This is a genomic window from Paracandidimonas soli (assembly GCF_004342005.1).
Lineage (GTDB): Bacteria > Pseudomonadota > Gammaproteobacteria > Burkholderiales > Burkholderiaceae_B > Paracandidimonas > Paracandidimonas soli.
Genome location: NZ_SMBX01000003.1, coordinates 141,589 through 160,320, shown reverse-complemented (window position 1 = coordinate 160,320; position 18,732 = coordinate 141,589). Strand labels below are relative to the sequence as shown.

At 61.5% G+C, this 18,732-nt stretch carries 21 protein-coding genes and 1 pseudogene; 18 read left to right on the top strand and 4 right to left on the bottom strand.

Annotation, left to right across the window (positions count from 1 at the left end):
* Positions 1–56: 56 nt before the first annotated feature.
* Positions 57–416: an NADH-quinone oxidoreductase subunit A gene (locus EV686_RS07795; RefSeq protein ID WP_132475230.1), complete on the bottom strand. Its 360-nt coding sequence runs from the start codon at positions 414–416 to the stop codon at positions 57–59.
* Positions 417–678: 262 nt separating this feature from the next.
* Between EV686_RS07795 and EV686_RS19175 the strand changes: the two genes are divergently transcribed.
* The 4 genes and pseudogenes from EV686_RS19175 (at position 679) to EV686_RS07775 (ending at position 2,047) form a co-directional block, all read left to right on the top strand.
* On the top strand, positions 679–1,023 hold the full coding sequence (locus tag EV686_RS19175) for a type II toxin-antitoxin system RelE/ParE family toxin (protein WP_132475227.1): 345 nt from the start codon (positions 679–681) through the stop codon (positions 1,021–1,023).
* 9 nt (positions 1,024–1,032) lie between these two features.
* On the top strand, positions 1,033–1,320 hold the full coding sequence (locus tag EV686_RS07785) for a HigA family addiction module antitoxin (RefSeq protein WP_132475224.1): 288 nt from the start codon (positions 1,033–1,035) through the stop codon (positions 1,318–1,320).
* Between the two features lie 139 nt (positions 1,321–1,459).
* Positions 1,460–1,642, top strand: a pseudogene (locus EV686_RS07780) (type II toxin-antitoxin system HicA family toxin).
* Between the two features lie 12 nt (positions 1,643–1,654).
* Complete coding sequence (locus EV686_RS07775; protein WP_132475221.1) at positions 1,655–2,047, top strand: type II toxin-antitoxin system HicB family antitoxin; 393 nt, start codon at positions 1,655–1,657, stop codon at positions 2,045–2,047.
* A gap of 220 nt (positions 2,048–2,267) precedes the next feature.
* Here EV686_RS07775 and EV686_RS07770 read toward each other — a convergent pair whose 3' ends face one another.
* Positions 2,268–3,386: a porin gene (locus tag EV686_RS07770; RefSeq protein ID WP_132475219.1), complete on the bottom strand. Its 1,119-nt coding sequence runs from the start codon at positions 3,384–3,386 to the stop codon at positions 2,268–2,270.
* A 367-nt stretch (positions 3,387–3,753) separates the two neighbouring features.
* On the opposite strand from EV686_RS07770, the gene EV686_RS07765 reads away from it, so the two are divergent.
* The 8 genes from EV686_RS07765 to crcB all read left to right on the top strand — a co-directional run bounded on the left by EV686_RS07765 (position 3,754) and on the right by crcB (position 8,736).
* Positions 3,754–4,035 carry a BrnT family toxin gene (locus EV686_RS07765; protein ID WP_341539330.1) on the top strand — a complete coding sequence of 94 codons (282 nt, stop codon included), beginning with the start codon at positions 3,754–3,756 and terminating at the stop codon, positions 4,033–4,035.
* On the top strand, positions 4,022–4,372 hold the full coding sequence (locus EV686_RS07760; protein ID WP_132475217.1) for a BrnA antitoxin family protein: 351 nt from the start codon (positions 4,022–4,024) through the stop codon (positions 4,370–4,372). The genes EV686_RS07765 and EV686_RS07760 overlap by 14 nt, the downstream gene beginning before the upstream one ends.
* 148 nt (positions 4,373–4,520) lie before the next feature.
* The gene (locus tag EV686_RS07755; protein ID WP_132475215.1) at positions 4,521–5,405 is read left to right on the top strand and encodes a metal ABC transporter ATP-binding protein; all 885 of its coding nucleotides are present in this window, start codon (positions 4,521–4,523) and stop codon (positions 5,403–5,405) included.
* Positions 5,402–6,625, top strand: coding sequence for a metal ABC transporter permease (locus EV686_RS07750; RefSeq protein WP_132475213.1), 1,224 nt, complete (start codon positions 5,402–5,404; stop codon positions 6,623–6,625). Before EV686_RS07755 ends, EV686_RS07750 begins: the two co-directional genes overlap by 4 nt.
* A 31-nt stretch (positions 6,626–6,656) precedes the next feature.
* The gene (locus EV686_RS07745; protein ID WP_132475211.1) at positions 6,657–7,559 is read left to right on the top strand and encodes a metal ABC transporter permease; all 903 of its coding nucleotides are present in this window, start codon (positions 6,657–6,659) and stop codon (positions 7,557–7,559) included.
* A 94-nt stretch (positions 7,560–7,653) separates the two neighbouring features.
* Positions 7,654–7,974 carry a type II toxin-antitoxin system RelE/ParE family toxin gene (locus EV686_RS07740; protein ID WP_132475209.1) on the top strand — a complete coding sequence of 107 codons (321 nt, stop codon included), beginning with the start codon at positions 7,654–7,656 and terminating at the stop codon, positions 7,972–7,974.
* Positions 7,961–8,248 carry a helix-turn-helix domain-containing protein gene (locus EV686_RS07735; RefSeq protein ID WP_132475207.1) on the top strand — a complete coding sequence of 96 codons (288 nt, stop codon included), beginning with the start codon at positions 7,961–7,963 and terminating at the stop codon, positions 8,246–8,248. Before EV686_RS07740 ends, EV686_RS07735 begins: the two co-directional genes overlap by 14 nt.
* Positions 8,249–8,346: 98 nt before the next feature.
* The gene (crcB, locus tag EV686_RS07730; RefSeq protein WP_243650792.1) at positions 8,347–8,736 is read left to right on the top strand and encodes a fluoride efflux transporter CrcB; all 390 of its coding nucleotides are present in this window, start codon (positions 8,347–8,349) and stop codon (positions 8,734–8,736) included.
* A gap of 59 nt (positions 8,737–8,795) precedes the next feature.
* On the opposite strand, the gene EV686_RS07725 is transcribed toward crcB, so the two are convergent.
* On the bottom strand, positions 8,796–9,713 hold the full coding sequence (locus tag EV686_RS07725) for a LysR family transcriptional regulator (protein ID WP_243650819.1): 918 nt from the start codon (positions 9,711–9,713) through the stop codon (positions 8,796–8,798).
* A gap of 427 nt (positions 9,714–10,140) precedes the next feature.
* Here EV686_RS07725 and EV686_RS07720 point away from each other — a divergent pair, with 427 nt between their 5' ends.
* From EV686_RS07720 to EV686_RS07695, 6 genes are all read left to right on the top strand, one after another.
* Positions 10,141–12,441 (top strand): NADP-dependent malic enzyme, encoded by a 2,301-nt coding sequence (locus EV686_RS07720; RefSeq protein ID WP_132475203.1) that lies wholly within the window; start codon positions 10,141–10,143, stop codon positions 12,439–12,441.
* Between the two features lie 104 nt (positions 12,442–12,545).
* A complete protein-coding gene (locus EV686_RS07715) occupies positions 12,546–13,535 on the top strand; it encodes a 3-hydroxyacyl-CoA dehydrogenase family protein (RefSeq protein WP_132476012.1) in 990 nt (329 codons plus the stop codon).
* A 40-nt stretch (positions 13,536–13,575) separates the two neighbouring features.
* Entirely contained in the window at positions 13,576–14,409 is an 834-nt protein-coding gene (locus EV686_RS07710) for a beta-keto acid cleavage family enzyme (RefSeq protein ID WP_132475201.1), read from the top strand.
* 76 nt (positions 14,410–14,485) lie between these two features.
* Complete coding sequence (locus EV686_RS07705; protein ID WP_132475199.1) at positions 14,486–15,496, top strand: Bug family tripartite tricarboxylate transporter substrate binding protein; 1,011 nt, start codon at positions 14,486–14,488, stop codon at positions 15,494–15,496.
* 13 nt (positions 15,497–15,509) lie between these two features.
* Positions 15,510–16,418, top strand: a complete 909-nt coding sequence (locus EV686_RS07700; RefSeq protein ID WP_132475197.1) for a LysR family transcriptional regulator — start codon at positions 15,510–15,512, stop codon at positions 16,416–16,418.
* A gap of 38 nt (positions 16,419–16,456) precedes the next feature.
* A complete protein-coding gene (locus EV686_RS07695; protein ID WP_207901724.1) occupies positions 16,457–17,740 on the top strand; it encodes an MFS transporter in 1,284 nt (427 codons plus the stop codon).
* Positions 17,741–17,759: 19 nt separating this feature from the next.
* Here the strand turns inward: EV686_RS07695 and EV686_RS07690 are convergent, their stop codons facing one another.
* Positions 17,760–18,671: a LysR family transcriptional regulator gene (locus tag EV686_RS07690; protein WP_132475195.1), complete on the bottom strand. Its 912-nt coding sequence runs from the start codon at positions 18,669–18,671 to the stop codon at positions 17,760–17,762.
* Positions 18,672–18,732: the final 61 nt, after the last annotated feature.

Below are 18,732 nucleotides of genomic sequence, written 5' to 3'. Positions count from 1 at the left end.
GGCCCGGCGACAGAAACACTATCGGCGCGCCGCCAGGCTGCGGGAATGTCCAGCCTTTATTCCCAGTCGAGAGCGCCCTTCTTCCACTCGTAGACGAAGCCCACGGTAAGTACCGCGAGGAACACCATGACAGACCAGAAACCGACGATGCCGACAGCGTCGTTGGCGATGGCCCACGGGAAAAGGAAGGCGATTTCCAGGTCGAACAGAATGAACAGGATTGCGACCAGGTAATAGCGAACGTCGAACTTCATGCGGGCGTCGCTGAAGGCTTCGAAGCCGCACTCGTAGGGGGAGAGTTTTTCTTCACTGGGACGATGCGGACCCAGCAACCGCCCTGCCCCGAGGAGCGCGAAACCGATGAATGTGCCAAAGGCGATGAAAAGCAAAACGGGGAAGTACTGCTGCAGATTCATGCTATGCATCCAGTCGCGGTAATGAAACCCATGGATTGTAGCATTTTGAGCGCCTTGATCGCTTCCCCGCCGGGCGCTTGTTTCATCAACTCCCGCGGAGCTTACATTTCCTTGAACGAATGTATTTTAGTGCATTATTTACTCTCTAAGCAGGATTGCTCATTGAGAATTGTTCTTGACGAGCAGATGCATCATAGTTCTTGCGATATGGATTTTGCTGTAGTGCAAAAAATACAGCGGGAGCGGCTTTCGACCTCGCTCCATGGACAAGACCGTCTCGCAGCCGATGGCTCCGCAAGATGGATTCCCGCTAGACTCCAATCCGCTGCAACATGCCCAACACTCATCCAATCGGCCACAAAGTAAAGATTTTTTTGTATTCACCATCTTTTATCTCGTAACCCATAAGGTTACAATACTCCATATCAACATGATCAAAAGCTTTGCACACAAAGGGCTTGAGAAGTTCTACGAATCCGGTAGCGTGGCCGGTATCCAGCCAATGCATGCCAAACGCTTGCGATTGATATTAGCGTCGAACTGGCGCCTGACTTTCCGCTTCGAAGATGGCGATGTGCACGTCATAAATTATGTGGACTACCATTAGGAAGACACCATGACCACCATGTTCAACCCTCCGCACCCGGGAGAGATTCTTCGGGAGCTATGGCTTGGGCCGCTAAAACTGTCGATCACCGATACCGCGAAACACCTGAACGTATCACGCAAAACGGTTTCGGAAATCGTCAACGGCAAGGCGGCGATATCGCCTGAGATGGCTGTTCGCCTGGAACTGGCTTTTGGCAAGAGCGCCAAAAGCTGGCTGGGACACCAGTCCGCCTATGATTTGTGGCAGTTGCAGTCAAAACGCCGAAGCCTTGGCGTAGAGAAAATAGCAAGTTGAAATTTCGTCAGCCTCATCGTAGACAAAGCTGTCATCACAGCAATATTCGGAAGTAAGGATTATCGATAGACTGCATGCCCGCAACGTCGCATTTTCCTTATCCCTTATAAATTATGTGTATAATACACATTACACGCCCGTGAACAGCAAAGACCTTATCAGGCAGCCTGAACTATCGGGCTGACAACTGCGAAGCATCAAAGGTTCGCATCACGTTTTCCGCCACCCCACCCTGCCGGGGCACATCAGCATTCCCCACCCCAAGAAGGATCTGGGAGTCGGTCTGGCAAATAAATTGTTGCGCCAAGCCGGACTGAAGTAAGGAGCGACCATCATGAAATACCCTATTGCCATCGAACCGGGCGACGACGCTACCGCCTGGGGAGTCGTGGTACCCGATCTTCCCGGCTGCTTCTCGGCCGCCGACAATGGCATTGACGATGCCATCGAAAACGCCAAGGAAGCCATCGCTCTGTGGATCGAAGACGCCATCGCCAACAGTGAAACCATTCCCAAACCTTCTTGCATTACCGAACTGCAGAAATCCGGTGAATACGACGGCTGGATCTGGGCAATTGCGGAAGTCGATCCCGCCCTTGTCGATGACACGATCGAACGCATCAACATCACCCTGCCCCGCCGGATTCTTGCCCTGCTGGACCGGCGCGCCAAGTCCGCCGGCGAAAGCCGCTCCGGGTATATTGCGCACATGACACTCATGCAATAGCGCATTTCGCGCCCAACAGACATCAGCCACAGCGGCAAACAACGAAAGCCTGAACCAGTGGGCTTCGCATACCATACGCGAAGCTGCCGGCGTGTAGAAAACCAGCACAACACAAATATCCAGGCATAAAAAAACCACCCCGAAGGGTGGTTTTTTGTGTTCTGCGAAAATCCGGCGAACCGGGTTTTCCACGGCAGCGCGGACAAGCCGCGCGAACCGATTAGAACTGGTGACGCAGACCGACAATACCTTGCGTTACGCGAACGTTCTGGTATGCATAGCCAGTACCGTACGTACCAACTGCGTACAGGTTGGTGCGCTTGGACAGGTCATACGTGTAGCCCAGGCTGTACAGGTTCTGGCTGCTCTTGGCTTGAGCATCGCGATATGCACCGGAAGCCAGGCGCGAGGACTGCCAGCCAGCCATGACCTTGCCAGCACCAACAGGAGCGCTCAGACCGACGCTGTAGTTGTTGGTCTTGAAGCTGTCGGCGATGAAGCCAGCGCTTTCGCCAACGTCGATACCGCCGGTTGCACCATCGTCGAAGCCGAAGCCAGCCAGAGTGCCCTTGCGCTCTTGACCCCAGCCCAGGTGCAGCTTGACGACTTCGAAGTCGTAGCTGGCAGCAACGTTGTAGGCCTTGACCTTGCTGGCGTAGTTTTCGCTATCCAGTTGGTCGTAGCTGGCGCCGATAGCCAGAGGGCCGTTGGCGTAACGCAGACCAGTCGTGATCAGCTTGACGTTACCGTCGTCAGGATTGCTACCTGCGTTCTTGACGTCGAAAGCTTGATCGCCGCCCGTGTTGAAGGAGTAGCCGACGCCGAACTGGAAGCCGGAGAAGTTAGGCGTGACATACGAAACGACGTTGTCAGCACGGACGGTTGCCATCGAGCGGAACGAGCTACCAATGTGCGCTTCTTTGAAGGCGTCGCCGAACGGGCTGGTGATGCCGCCCAGGAATTGCGAAGCGATGTTGGTTTGGCGACCGAAGTTGACGGTACCCCAGGAATCGCTGGACAGGCCCAGAGTGGCTTGACGGCCGAACAGGCGATTGCCTTGCAGCGAGTTACCGCCGTTGATGTTGAAGCCGCTTTCCAGTTGGAAGATAGCCTTCAGACCGTTACCCAGGTCTTCGGAACCCTTCAGGCCCCAGCGGTTGCCGGACTGAACGCCGTCATACAGACCAGTCTTGCTGGACTTAACGTCGGAATCCTTGTCCTTGAATTGCGTGTAGCCGATACCCGTGTCAACGATACCGTACAGGGTAACCGAAGTTTCTGCCTGAGCAACGCCGGCGAAGCCAACGGCAAGAGCAGCAGCGAGCAGAGTCTTTTTCATGTAAGAAATCTCCGTAGATTTTGAGTAACCTGAGAGCAGCAGTCACACAAGACATGCCTTACCGCTCTTTCTAACTCCGCGATGGGAAGTTGGAGCTATTGCATCAAAATTCCGGGCCAATAGCTATTCTCTTGTGGGGAAAAGCGCATCTTTTACCTCGCTATGTTGGCGACAAACAACAAAGCCTCTCTCAAAGCCGCCAAAACCAAGGGATTACCCGCGCTCGGCGGGTGTGGTTTTTTTGCCGGTTTGCGGATGCTTTTCCTAGCGTAAATTTGTCCCGCCCTTCCCTGGCGCAATCCGCCTTCCCGACTCAGAATTCATGGCACCTCGCACGAATAAAATGATTGCAAAGTAACTACGTTGTATGTACATTAAATCAATACAGATCACCTACGATCAAGCCAAGGACCGCGCGAACCAAGCCAAGCATGGTGTCTCCCTGGCGGATGCCCAGGCGTTTGAATGGAATGATGCACTGAGCCGCGAGGACGATCGACAGGCCTATGGCGAAGAGCGCATGAGCGCCATCGGCTACATCGGCAAGCGGCTGCATGTAGCGATTTACACTGACCGCGGCAATATCCGTCGCATCATCAGCCTGCGCAAGGCCAACAAGCGGGAGGAACGACAATATGCCGAAGCTTAAACCGGGACATATATCCCCAACAGAGGAAGAGGATGCTGCGATCAATGCCGGCATCGCGGCTGATCCGGACAACCCGGAGTGGACCGCTCAGGACTTCGCCCGAGCCACAAAATCACCCAAGGTAAGCATCACGATCCGCCTGGATGCCGATGTAATCGAAGCGGCAAAGGCCCAGGCCAGTCAAGCCGGTACTGGCTACCAGACCGTCATCAATGACACTCTGCGCCGCGCGCTGACCGGAGGCACGGCGCCCGTAACCGAGGAAGCGTTGCGCCGCATTCTGCGTGAAGAACTGCACCACGCGCAATCTGAACATCCGGCCTCTATTGACCAGTAAGGATGGCATAAAGCGTAAACCTGGAGACAGGACGCAACTCCACACGGACTCAACATAGCCAAAGCTATATTTATTGGATACCATACACACATCAGGGTTATGGAAACTACGCGCCATGCCTGCCTCAACCTATGGTGTTCCAAAGGCCATGAGCACTTCTGCCGCAACAGCGGCGCGCGCCGACGGCGCGACGCCGGAATCCGCCTCCGCCACAGCCAACGCGCTGGACATCCGCGGCCTGACCGTCAGCTACGGCGCCGCATCCGTGCTGTTTTCCGTGGACTTCTCCGTGCCATCGGGCTCCATGGCCGTGATTGTCGGACCGAACGGCGCGGGCAAATCCACTTTATTGAAAGCCGCGCTGGACATCATCCCCAGGGTGTCGGGCGAGATCGCCATGTTCGGCCTGCCGTTCGACGCCAACCGGCACCGCGTGGCCTATGTGCCGCAGCGCGCCAGCGTGGACTGGGAGTTTCCCGCCACGACGTTCGATGTGGTCGCCATGGGGCTGTATCGCGAGCTGGGCCTGATGCGCTGGCGGCGCAAGTGGCATAACGAACGTATCATGCAATGCCTGGCGCGCGTGGGCATGCAGGACTTCGCCGGCCGGCAGATCGGCCAGTTGTCCGGCGGGCAGCAACAGCGCGTATTCATGGCGCGCGCGCTGGCGCAGAACGCCGATCTCTATATATTGGACGAACCCTTCGCCGGCGTGGATGCCGCCACGGAACGCACGCTGGTGCAGGTGCTGCGCGAACTGGCCGCCAGCGGGAAAACCGTGCTGTGCGTGCATCACGATCTGGCGACCGTGCCCGATTACTTCAACCATGTGCTGCTGCTGAACGTACGCCGTATCGCGGCGGGCCCGGTCTGCGTCGTGTTCACCGAGGAAAACCTGCAAAAAGCCTATAGCGGCCGCCTGGTAAGCACGCAGATCGAACGCCTGCGCCTGACGCCGGATGCCGCCGGCGCGCCCGCCCCGCAACAAACCGGAGCCGCCTCGGCAAGCGGCCATCGCACGCCGCCGCTATGAACGCCATCCTGGAAGCCCTGCTGCTCCAGGCAGGCTACAACACCGCCCTGGTCTGCATCGGCGCGGCCCTGCTGGGAGCCGCCGCCGGGGCCATCGGCGCTTTCGTCCTGCTGCGCCGCCGCTCCCTTGCCACCGATGCCGCGGGCCACGCCACCCTGCCCGGCCTGGCGCTGGCGTTCATCATCCTGGCGCTGCTGACCGGGGACGGACGCTGGATGCCCGGCCTGATGATAGGCGCGTCCTGCTCGGCGGCACTGGGGCTGTTCACCGTGCACTGGCTGAGCATGCGCACCCGCCTCAAGGAGGATGCGGCCATCGGCATGGTGCTGTCGGTATTCTTCGGTGCAGGCATCGTGCTGATGACTGTCATCCAGACGCTGCAGACCGGCAGGCAGGCGGGCATCGCCAGCTATCTGCTGGGGTCGGCCGCTGGCATGCTGCGCAGCGAAGCCGAGCTGATCGCGCTGATGGCCTTGCTGACGGCGCTGAGCGTGTTCGCGTTGCGCCGTCCGCTTGCCATGCTGTGCTTCGATCCCGACTACGCCAGCGTGCTCGGCCTGCGCGTGCGGCTGATGGATCTTGCCCTGTCCGGCATTCTGCTGTTGGTCGTGGTGGCCAGCCTGAAGGTGGTGGGCCTGGTGCTCAGCGTTGCGCTCAGCATCATGCCCGCCGTCGCCGCGCGCTTCTGGACGAATCGCGTGCACCTGCTGGTGCCCATTTCCGCAGGCATCGGCGCGGCCGGCGCCTATACAGGCGCTGCACTGTCATCCACCGCCCCCAGCCTGCCGACAGGCGCCATCATCGTGCTGACGCTGTTCCTGCTGTTCCTGCTGTCCATGCTGCTGGCGCCCGCGCGCGGCGTGCTGGCTACGTTCATCCGCCACCAGCTGTTCCGCCGTCGCGTGCACCTGCGCCAGGGCCTGCTTTCGCTTAACCGGGGCGAAGCCATCTACGACGGCCTTACGCTGCGCCTGCTGCGCCGCCGGGGCTGGATACGGAGAGACGGCGTGGCGACACCCGCCGGCCATCTTGCCGCCAATGCCGCCGCCCGCGACGAGGCGCTGTGGGCGCTGTATCGCCGCCTGAACCCGGGCAGCGCGGCGCTTGCGCAATACCACCGCATTCTTCCCGTGCGCGAGGCCCTGCCCCAGGACACGGTGCAAGAGCTGGAATCCCAGTTCGCCCGCGAAACCGGGTTCCCTCAACCGCACAGGGCCTAGGGCTGTCAACGCGAATGGATGCACCATGGACATGAGCAGCGAATTCCTCCAACTGAGCCTGACGCCCCTGCTGATCGCGCTGCTGGCCTGCATCGCCTGCGCTCTGCCCGGCAACTTCCTGGTATTGCGCCGCCAGAGCCTGATCGGAGATGCCATCAGCCATGTGGTGCTGCTGGGCATCGTCGGGGCCTTCGTGTTCACCGGCACCCTGGATACCGTCCCCATGCTGCTGGGCGCGATGATTTCCGCCGTCCTGGCCGTAGCGCTGATCGAGCTGATCCGCTTCCTGGGCAAGGTAGAGCCGGGCGCCGCCATGGGCGTCGTGTTTACCGCCCTGTTCGCCGCCGGCGTGCTATGGCTGGAGCAATCGAACAGCAGTTCGGTGCACCTGGACGTGGAGCATGTGCTGTACGGCAACCTGGAGAGCCTGATCTGGCTGGACGCGGAACGCTGGTCGTCGCTGCTGGATCCCGAGGCGCTGGCCTGGCTGCCGCCGCAGTTGCCGCGCCTGGCCTGGGTGCTGAGTGTCGTAGTGCTGTTCCTGACTGTGTTCTGGCGGAGATTGGTGCTCGGCACATTCGATGCCAATTTCGCCGCCAGCGTAGGCGCCAGGCCGGCACTGACGAATCTAGCGCTGCTGGTGGTCGTGGCCCTGGCCGCCGTCGCGGCGTTCGAGGCTGTGGGCGCCATCATCGTGGTGGCCATGTTCATCTGCCCTCCGGCCACGGCGCGCCTGATGACGGACAGCCTGAAACGCCAGATCGCCTGGAGCGTCGCGTTTGCAGGGATCTCCGCCGTGGGCGGGTACGTGCTGGCGGCCTGGGGACCCTTATGGCTGGGCTACGAAAACAGCGTCAGCGCCGCAGGCATGATCGCACTGCTCAGCGGCGCAATGCTGATGCTGGCCGCGGTTTTCGGACCGCATCGGCAGTGATGCAATAGTCCTGCCCGCCCTCCTGCATGCCGGGAAAGCTGCTATTCTGCACTTGTTGAAAAATAACATATTTGTTAATATTCACTTGTGCCTTATGCGCTACTCTATTCATTATTACAGTGAAAGCGTGCAAGCCGATATTATGGCTTTGCCGGAAACCTTGCAGGCTCGCTATGCCGCCTTGTCTCGCCGAATGCTCGATAGCGGCCCGAACTTGGGCGAGCCGCACACCAAAGCCTTCGGCCGCAGTTTGTTCGAGTTACGCTTGAAAGGCGCAGAGGGAATCGCTCGTGTGTTCTATTACACGCTGGTGGGACGTCGTATCGTGATGCTGCACAGTTTCGACAGAACCCCATTAACAGAGCGTCGTATTGCCGAAACCCGATTGAAGGAGATCAAGAATGCTGACGCATGAACAGATGATCGCAAAAATGATGCAGAATCCCGCCGTACGGGCCGAGTACGAACGCATCGAACGCGAGGAAATGCCCATGCTCGATGCCATTCTCAAGGCCCGCGCCGAGGCCGGGCTGACGCAGGCGCAGGTCGCTGAACGCATGGGAACCAAAGCTCCCGCGGTGGCTCGACTTGAAAACGCATTGGTGACGGGCAAGCACTCTCCATCCGTCGCCACACTGCAAAAGTATGCAGCGGCGCTTGGAAAGCGGCTCGAAGTAAGGTTTGTCTGATCACAAGCAGCAAGCGAAGAAACAATGCTCTCAACCTGTGCAAACCCCTCGTCCGGGCGCTATGCTTTCGGTTTCACCGACACAAGAGGCTGCATGCCATGCGCATGGACTATCTGATCGTTTTCCTGGGAGGCGGTGTCGGCTCCACCTGCAGATACGGCGTCAATATGCTGTCGGCGCGGTGGTTCGGCACCGGATTTCCCGTGGGCACGCTGAGCATCAATCTGTTTGCCGCATTATTGATGGGCATGGTGGTGGAGTTCGCCTTCACCAAAGGGAACCTGTCGCCGCACCTGAAATTGCTCCTGACGACCGGGCTGCTGGGCGGCTTCTCCACGTTTTCGGCTTTTGCGCTGGAGATCGTCGAGCTGTTCCAGCGTGGGCAAACAATGGCGGCGGTCGGCTACGCCATCGTATCCGTCATTGTGGGCGCCGCCGCCGTCGTCCTGGGGATGTGGCTGGTGCGCCAGGCCATTTCCGTGTTTTGACCGTACGCCCAAGCGCAAGCCTCACCGTTCACCAGGGCAAATGCGGGCGGCGCCCATACTCAATGCCCCGGCGCTCCCTGCATTTCCCCGCTCGCCTCGCGCAGCAGGCCGATGAACTGCTGCAACTGCTTGCGACCCTGGTCATCCGATCGGGTGAAAATCGTGATGGGTCGCAAGTGCCAGTCGAATGAAAACGGCACGATGGCCACTCCGGCGACCCTGACCAGCTCTTCGGCGATATCTGCGGGCACGATGGATACCGCCCGCTCTCCGGACGCGATGATCTCTCCGATCAGCTTGGTCGACAGGCTTTCGGTAATCGGCAGCGGCGGCGCCACCCCCTCGTTCAGGAACAGATTGGCGACCTGCTCGCGCAGCATGGTGTTGGGCGCGCCCAGCACCCAGTCCAGCTCGGCCAGCGCAGCCCAGTTCAGCGGCCCCCGGCTCAGCGCCGCGGCCAGCCTGCGGTTGGCGATCAGCCGGGGCTGCTGCGAATACAGGGGCGCGAAATGCAGGCCGCGCACATCCAGCAGGGAGCCGGCGCGCCCGATCACGATATCCAGACGGTGATCGCGCAAGCGCTCGACCAGTTCGTCAGTCACCCCTTCGTGCACCTGTATGGCCAGGCGGTATTCCGGCAACTGGGAGCGCCCGAGGACCCTGGTCAGCAGCCTGCCCGAGACGAACGGCGTCACCCCCACGTGCAGGCGCATGGCGTAGCCGGAGGAAAACGCCTCCATATCGCTGGCCAGCCGATCCAGGTCGTTGAGCATGACGGCCGCATATGCCAGAACCACCTCTCCCATGGGCGTCGGCGCCATGCCCCGGGCGGAACGCTGAAAGAGACGGGAGCCGAACATGCCCTCCAGTTCATTGAGCATATTGGTCACCGCCGGCTGCGTGGTGGACAACTGCTCGGCCACGCGCGTCAGCGAACCATGCTGCCGGATATTCAGCAGCAATTGCAGGTGTCGCATCTTCAGCCGCCCCTGGAGCCGGCGCAAAAGCTGGCCGGCCTGCGATGTTACATCCAGCAAGCCCCTCTCCTTCTGAAGCGTATCCATCGCGCCGCTGCATGCCCGCCCATCGGCGAACCCGCCCTCTTGATACTGAAAAATGTGAGTCGCTCCCGCCTGAAGCCGGGAGCTTCCTCGCCACCATACGGGGGCGCCTGCGGCGCCGTATGAGCACTGCCCCGCTTGACCTCGTCGTGAACGACGAGGCTTGCGCTTGAGCGCGTGGTTACAGCATACGGCCTTCCGGCCGTTCCGGAAACAGAAATGGTCAAGAAACCACCTTATCCATCATAAAAAAGTGATGAGTTAATAATAAACAAAAATATTATTCTTATGCCAGCTGGCTAGAATACCAGCATCGCATCCCCCAGTTACGGAGACACAGGACATGAGCGGCAAGAACAATCGGCAGGCGGCGCTGGACTATCACGAGTTCCCCAAACCCGGCAAAATCGCCATCCAGGCCAGCAAGCCGCTGGTCACCCAGGGCGACCTGGGCCTGGCCTATACGCCGGGCGTCGCCGCTGCCTGCGAGGAAATCGCCAGCAACCCGGCCAATGCGCTGCGCTACACCTCGCGCGGAAACCTGGTCGGCGTCATCACCAACGGCACGGCCGTACTGGGCCTCGGCAATATCGGGCCGCTGGCATCCAAGCCCGTCATGGAAGGCAAGGCCGTCCTGTTCAAGCAGTTCGCGGGCATCGACGTATTCGACATCGAAATCAGCGAAACCGACCCGGACAAGCTAGTGGACATCATCGCCAGCCTGGAAGCCACGTTCGGCGGCATCAACCTGGAAGACATCAAGGCGCCGGAATGCTTCATCGTCGAGCAGAAACTGCGCGAGCGCATGAAGATCCCGGTCTTTCACGATGACCAGCACGGCACCGCCATCACCGTTGCCGCGGCCTTCCTGAACGGCCTGAAGGTCGCAGGCAAGGAAATCAGCAGCGTCAAGGTAGTGACGTCGGGCGCCGGCGCCGCCGCCCTGGCCTGCCTGGACCTGCTGGTGGACATCGGACTGCCGGTCGAGAACATCTGGGTGACGGACATCCACGGCCTGGTGTACGAAGGCCGCACCGAGCTGATGGATCCGCAGAAGGCGCGCTTCGCCCAGCAGACGCCATTGCGCACGCTGGCGGAAGTCATCGTCGACGCCGATGTATTCCTGGGGCTTTCCGCGGGCAATGTGCTGAGCGCCGACATGCTCAAGTCCATGGCGCCGCGCCCGCTCATCATGGCGCTGGCCAATCCCACGCCGGAAATCGCCCCCGAGCTTGCGCTGTCCACGCGCGACGACATCATCATGGCCACAGGCCGCTCCGACTTTCCCAACCAGGTCAACAACGTACTGTGCTTCCCGTACCTGTTCCGCGGCGCGCTGGACGTGGGCGCGACCACCATCACGCGGGAGATGGAAATCGCCGCAGTACACGCCATCGCCAGCCTGGCGCAGGAAGAACAGAGCGAAGTCGTGGCCGCTGCCTACGGCACGTATGACCTGTCCTTCGGGAAGGAATACCTGATTCCGAAGCCGTTCGATCCCCGCCTGATCGTGCGCATCGCGCCCGCCGTCGCCAAGGCCGCAATGGAATCCGGCGTGGCGACCCGCCCCATCGACGACCTGACTGCCTATACGGAGCAGTTGCAACACTTCGTCTATCACTCCGGCGCATTCATGAAGCCGCTGTTCTCCGCCGCGCGGACCCACGTACGCGAAGGCGGCAAGGCCCGCATCGTATTCACTGAAGGCGAGGAAGAGCGCGTGCTGCGCGCCGTGCAGGTCATCGTGGACGAAAAGCTGGCCCGCCCCATCCTGGTCGGCCGCCCGCAAGTGCTGCTGGCCCGCATCGAAAAATACGGCCTGCGCCTGCGCCTGGGCCAGGACGTGGAAGTCACCAATCCGGAATACGACGAGCGCTTCCACCAGTACTGGACGACCTACTGGAACATGCAATGCCGCAACGGCATCACCAAGGAAATGGCGCGCGTGGAAATGCGACGCCGCCTGACGCTGATCGGCGCCATGATGGTGCACCTGGGCGACGCCGACGGCATGATCTGCGGCACGGTCGGGGCCTATCACAACCACCTGCGCTTCGTGGACGAAGTCATCGGCCGCAAGCCCGGCTGCAATACCTACGGCGCCATGAACATTCTGCTGCTCGACCAGCGCACGCTGGCGCTGGTCGATACGCACATCAACGACAACCCCACCGCCGAACAGATCGCGGAATTCACGATCGCGGCGGCGGAGCAGATGGAGCGGCTGAACCTGGCGCCCAAGGTCGCCCTGCTGTCACGCTCGAACTTCGGTTCCGGCGATGCGGCCTCGGGCGAGAAAATGCGGCATGCGCTCGCGCTGATCCGCGAACGCGTCCCGACGCTGGAAATCGACGGCGAAATGCACGGCGACTGCGCGCTGGACGAAAGCATGCGCACCCGCCTGCTGCCCAACTCTCCGCTGCAGGGTTCCGCCAATCTGCTGGTCTGCCCGAACGTGGACGCCGGCAATATCGCCTACAACCTGCTCAAGACCGAGGCGGGCCACAACGTCGCCGTCGGGCCTTTCCTGCTCGGCGTGAACGCCCCCGTGCACATCCTGACCGCCAGCGCGACAATCCGGCGCATCGTCAACATGGCTGCGCTGACCGTGCTGGACGCCAACCGGAACAACAGCACGGAATAAGCAATCTATAAATATTATTTGTTAATCAACAATTATTTTTAATTTCACAGATATATTGCTTTGCGGCACACTCTTCCCACTTACCCCCGCAAAGTGATATGTCGATGAACGCATCCGCTTCTTTCAGCGCTCCAGCGCATTTCTTCCGCCCCAGCCGCTCTCGCGCCGTCGTCGTAGGCGGCGGCACGATGGGCGCCGACGTGGCCGTAGTGCTTTGCCGCGCAGGCTGCCGCACCACCATCGTCGAGCAGAACCCGGACCGTCTGGCCGCCCTGCCCGCGCACGTAGCGCACGGCCTGAAACAGCACAATGCAGCCGACCGCATCGACCGCCTGAGCACGGTCGCCGATCTGAAGGATGTCGATTGGCCGCACATCGACGTCGTCATCGAATGCATTCCCGAACGCCTGGACATCAAGCAGTCGCTGTTCGCGCAACTGCAGACACTGGCCCGACCAGATACGCTGCTGTGCAGCAACAGCTCCAGCTTTCCCATTTCCGCCATCGCCAAGGGCCTGGAGGGAACGGAGCGCATGGTGGGCCTGCACTTTTTCATGCCGGCGCATCTGACGCCACTGGTCGAAGTCGTCTGCGGCGAGCGGACTTCGAATGACAGCGCCCGCAACCTGCACAGCTTCATGCGCCAGTGCGGCATGGTCCCTGTGCTGGTCAGGAAAGACCTGCCCGGATTTCTCGCCAACCGGCTGCAGCATGCCCTGGCGCGCGAGGCCTTTGCCCTGATCGATGACGGCGTCGCCAGCCCGGAAGACGTCGACGCCGCGGTGCGCTTCGGCTTCGGCTTCCGCTTTCTTGCCGCCGGCCCCGTCATGCAGCGCGATCATGCCGGACTGGAAGTGCATTGCTCGGCGGCCGCCACCATGTATCCCTCCCTTGCCGCCAACAGCGAGCCCGCCCGCTGCCTGTCCGAGCGCGTCGCCCAGGGCAAGTTCGGCATGAAGACCGGCGAAGGCTTCTTCCAATGGACGCCGGAAGCCATTGCGGCGGAAAAGCAGCGCTACCAGGATATGCTGCTGGCGGGCCTGTCGCTGCTGGGCAGCGAGCTGCCGCCCGTGCAGGATGCCGCAACGGAATAAAGCGGCGCTTCCCCAATCTTTCAGCGATCGAACCCTGACGATGAACGACGACGACACACCCCTGATTCTTACCGTCGCCCCCAACGGCGCCTACAAGACCCGTGAACAGCACCCGGCAATACCGCTGAGCGCCGAAGACTTGGCGGATACGGCGAAGACCTGCCTGGATGCCGGCGCCTCCATGATCCATATCCATGTGCGCCGGCCCGACGGGCGGCATCTGCTGGATGCCCAGGCCTACCAGGACGCGACCGCGGCCATCCGGCGTGCCGTCGGCCAGTCTCTGGTCGTCCAGATCACCACGGAAGCGGCACAGGTCTACGAGCCGCCCGCCCAGATGGCCGTCGTGCGCGACACCCGCCCCGAAGCCGTATCCGTGGGCCTGCGCGAACTGCTGAAGCCCGAAGTGCCCGAAACCGAACTGCACGCTTTCTTCAATTGGCTGCTGCAGGAAAACATCATGACGCAGATCATTCTCTACAGCGGGGAAGACGTTGCGCAGTGGCAGCGCCTGCGGGCGCAGGGTGTCGTTCCCGAAGGCCCGTGGTTCCTGCTGTTCGTGCTGGGCCGGTATACGGCGGGCCAGAAATCCAGCCCCGCCGATCTGCTGCCCTTCCTGAACAGCGACGATGGCCGCTACCCCTGGGCCATGTGCGCATTCGGACCACAGGAAAACGCCTGCGCCATTACCGCGGCCGGCCTGGGCGGCCACGTGCGCGTGGGCTTCGAAAACAATCTCTACCTGAAAGACGGCAGCCTCGCCCCCGACAATGCGGCGCTGGCCGCGCAAGTCGCCGAAGGCGCGAAGGCGCTGGGGCGCCCCTTGGCCACCGCCGACGACATCCGCCGAATTTTCGCGGGATCCCGCAACTGACAGCATCATCAACACGCCTGCCCGCGCCATAGCGCTTTCATAAAAAGCGGGCACGCCTTTTTTACTGGGAGACAATATGCAATCCGTAATCACATTTTCCGGCCTTCGCCGTTCCATCCTGGCCGCCGGCCTCGCTACCGCCGGCCTTGCTGCGGGTTACGCTCCAGCGGCGCATGCCGCCGCCACCTACCCCGACAAGCCGGTGCGCCTGGTCGTGCCATACGCGCCCGGCGGAGCGACGGACGTCATCGGGCGCGTCATCGCCCAGCAATTGTCTACGCACCTGGGACAGCAGTTCATCGTGGAAAACCGCGCTGGCGCGGGCGGCAGCATCGGCGCCGGGCAGGTCGCAAAATCCACGCCCGATGGCTATACCCTGTTGCTTGGCGCGTTCACCAGCCACACGATCAATGCCGCCCTTACGCCCCAGACCACGCCCTTCGACATCGCCAACAGCTTCTCCTACGTCTCTCTCGTAGGCACCGTGCCGCTGGTGTTCGTCACGCATCCGTCGGTGCCGGCCACCAGCCTGACCGAGCTGATCGCACTGGCCAAGAGCAAGCCGGATTCGCTTTCCTTCGCATCGGCGGGCACCGGCTCTCCCCAGCATCTGGCAACGGAAATGTTCCAGAAGCAGACCGGCACGAAAGTCCTGCACGTACCGTACAAGGGCAGCGGCCCGGCCCTGACCGATCTTGTCGGCGGCCAGGTCCAGGTCATGATCGACACGGTGCCTGCGGCGCAGGCCCAGATCAAGGCGGGCAATCTGCGTGCGTTGGGCACAACGACGGCTGAACGCGTCGCCTCGTTGCCCGATACCCCGACCGCGGGAGAAACCGGGCTGCCCGATTTCTACGTCAGCTCGATGTTCGCGCTGGCAGCGCCCGCCGATACGCCCGCGGACGTAATTTCCAGGCTCAGCGGCGCGCTCGAAAAGATCCTGAACGAGCAAGAGGTCAAGGACTCCCTGCTGGCCCAGGGCGCTATTGCCGCCTATACGACGCCGGAAGAAACCTCGAAGGCGATCATCAACGAATACGAGAAATGGGCTACTCTCATCAAGGAGAGCAATATCAGCGTCGAATGACGCCATCGTATTCGTGGAAGCCAATCTATCGACCAAGGACCTGAGGGCGTTTCTGGCGTTGCGCCACACCTGCAATTTCGGCCAGACGGCCATGCAGCTGCACCTGACCCAGTCCGCCCTCTCCGCCCTGATTGCCCGCCTGGAAGCCCAGGTGGGCGCCAAGCTGTTCGAACGCACCACGCGCTCGGTCACGCTGACCGCCGCAGGCCAGGCATTCGCAACGCATGCCACGGAAATACTGCATCAGGCCAACCTGGCCATACAGGCCGTGCAGGACACGACGTCGCTGCGCCACGGCAAGGTAGCGGTTGCCGCCATGCCGTCGCTGACCGCCGGACTGGTGCCAAAGCTGTTCGCACGCTTCCATGCCGATTATCCGCAAGTCCGCCTCAGCGTGACCGAGACCCTGGCTTCGGGCGCATTCGAGCAAGTGCGCGACGGGAAGGTGGATTTCGCGCTGACGGCGGCGCACCCAAGGCATGAAGACCTGGACTACGAACCGCTTACCCAGGATCACTTTTTACTGCTGTGCGCGCCCGGCCATCCCCTGGCCGAGAGCGACGGAGAAATCACGCTGGAACAGTCGCTGCAGTGGCCGCACGTCTCCATGCCGCCCGCGGCAAGCGTACGCCAGTACCTCGATCGCGCGCTGGAAAGCCAGGGCATCCAGTTTGCGCCTGCATTCGAAGTGCATCACATCGCCACGATCGGCGCCCTGGTGGCGCAAGGCCTGGGCGTCAGCGCCCTGCCGGAAACAGCCATCGACCTGATCGCCCATCTGCAGTTGCGTCAGCGTCCGCTGGCTGCGCCCGGCATCCAGCGCCCATTGGGCCTGGTGCGCCGCAAGCATCCGGGCCTGAACCCGGCGGCGGAGAAGATGCGGCAGATGGTGCTGGCCCACTTTCAGGCAACGAGCGCTTGAAAAGCCCCCTGATTGGCGATATGGTTTGAAGCTTCGCCATCTTGCCTGTCATTCCCTTGAGTCATCCAGCCACATCCGGGCGGCCTGAATCCGTTTACCGCCTGCCCGGCTTCGCCGCATTCCTGTTCGCCCGGCTGGCCACTGTATTCGCCATGCAGATCCAGGCCATCGTCGTGGCCTGGCAGGTCTACGACATCACCCGCGACCCCATGTCGCTGGCCTACGCCGGGCTGGCGCAATTCCTGCCCATGCTGTTGCTGCTGGCGCCGGCCGGCGATCTGATCGACCGCTACAACCGCAAGGCCATCCTATCGGCCAGTTGGGCGCTGTCCGCGATCTGCAGCGCGCTGCTGGCCTGGCTGTCCTACAGCGATGCCCATCCCGTCGGCGGCATCTACGCCGTGCTGGTGCTGTTCGGCTGCGCGCGCGCTTTCATGGCGCCCTCCCTGCAGAGCCTGCTGCCGCAGATCGTGCCGCGCGAGCGCCTGGCGCAAAGCCTGGCGACCAACAGCATGATCATGAAAATCGGCACGATCGGCGGACCTGTGGCCGGCGGCGCGCTCTATGCTTTCGGCGGCCCCGTCGCCTATCTGGTCTGCCTGGTCTGTTTTCTGGGCGGCATCGTGTTGCTGCGGCGCGTCCAGCTACTGCATGCGCAGCAGATGGCGCAAGCCGGCGCCGGAAACAAGCCGCTTGGCATATGGCAGCGCTTCAATGAAGGCATACGCTTCATCTGGTCGCATCCCATCGTGCTGGGCGCGATCAGCCTGGACCTGTTCGCGGTGCTGCTGGGCGGCGTGGTGGCCCTGTTGCCGATCTATGCGCAGGACATCCTGCACGTCGGACCGACCGGGCTCGGCCTGCTGCGCAGCGCCATGGCGGTCGGTGAAATCCTGACCGGCCTGTACCTGTCCACCCGTCCCTTCAATCGCCGCGTGGGACGGACCCTGTTCTGCGCGATCTTCCTGTTCGGGGGCGCGAACCTGGTATTCGCATTCTCGACGGCTTTCTGGCTGTCGTTCGTTGCGCTGGTGGTTGCCGGCGCGGGAGACATGGTCAACGTCTATGTGCGCGGCGCGCTGGTGCAATACTCCACGCCGGACTACCTGCGCGGCCGGGTGAACGCGGTCAACATGCTGTTCATCAGTTCCTCCAACGAACTGGGCGAGTTCCGCGCCGGCTCGACGGCGGCGGCATTCGGCGCGGTCCCCGCCGCCGCCATGGGCGCCTGCTTCACCCTGCTCATCGCGGGCGGCATGATGTGGCGAGTGAAGGAACTGCGCAATGTCGACCGCTTCGAGGATGCGGCTCACGCACGCTGAGCCGTCTTCCGCAACGGCATCAATGCGGTTCGGCCCTGCCCTTTTCTTCCAGATCGCGCACGATGAGATCGATGAATTCCTTGATGGCGGAAGGCAACAGCCGGCCCTTCATCAATTGCACCTGGACACTGCGCGAATGCATTTCGGCATCGGTGACAGGGATTGCCACCAGATCGTTGCGGGCCAGCCTGTCCGCTATCGACACGTAGCTGGCGAACAGAACCCCCAATCCATTGCGCACATAGGCATGCAGCGCCTCTGCATAATTGCTGTTCAGTATCGGCTCGATTTGCAAGCCGTTCATGTTGCAGGCCATATCGAACAACTTGCGCGTAGAAGTGCTTGCGTCGGTCAAAGCGATGGGATATTCCTTCAGCTCCATCAGCGATAGACGCGACCGCTGTGCCAACGGATGATTCTTGTGCATTACCGCCAGCGCAGGCGAACGATGCGCATAATGGACGGTAACGTTGGAAACCGGCCGAGTGCTGAATGTGATGGCCATATCGGATTCGCCCATCGCCACACGATCCGAAGCCCCCGCCGCGCCGCCGCCCCATAATGCAAACGTCGTTCCGGGGCGCAGGCGCTGGAAATCCGCAATGGCCTTGGGCACCATTTCGTTCGCCAGGCCCTGGGAACAGGCAATACGGATATGGCTTTGCTCCATTCCCTGCAACTTGGAGATTTCCTGCAACGCCGCCTCTGTTTCCAGCACCTGACGCTGGGCGTGGGTAAGCAACACTTGCCCCGCAAGCGTCAACACCATTCCGCGTACACCCCGCTCGAACAGTGCGGCCCCCACCCTTTGCTCCAGATGTGATATCTGCCGGCTGATCGCCGAAATCGCCACCCCCAGGCTTTCCGAAGCCGCGCTCAGGCTACCTCGCTTGGCCACTTCCATAAAGTATTTGAATGCCAGGCTCTGCATGCTTTTCCTTCTGACCGATTATGACTGGAGCATGATTCCACGCGAATTATATCTTTCTAAT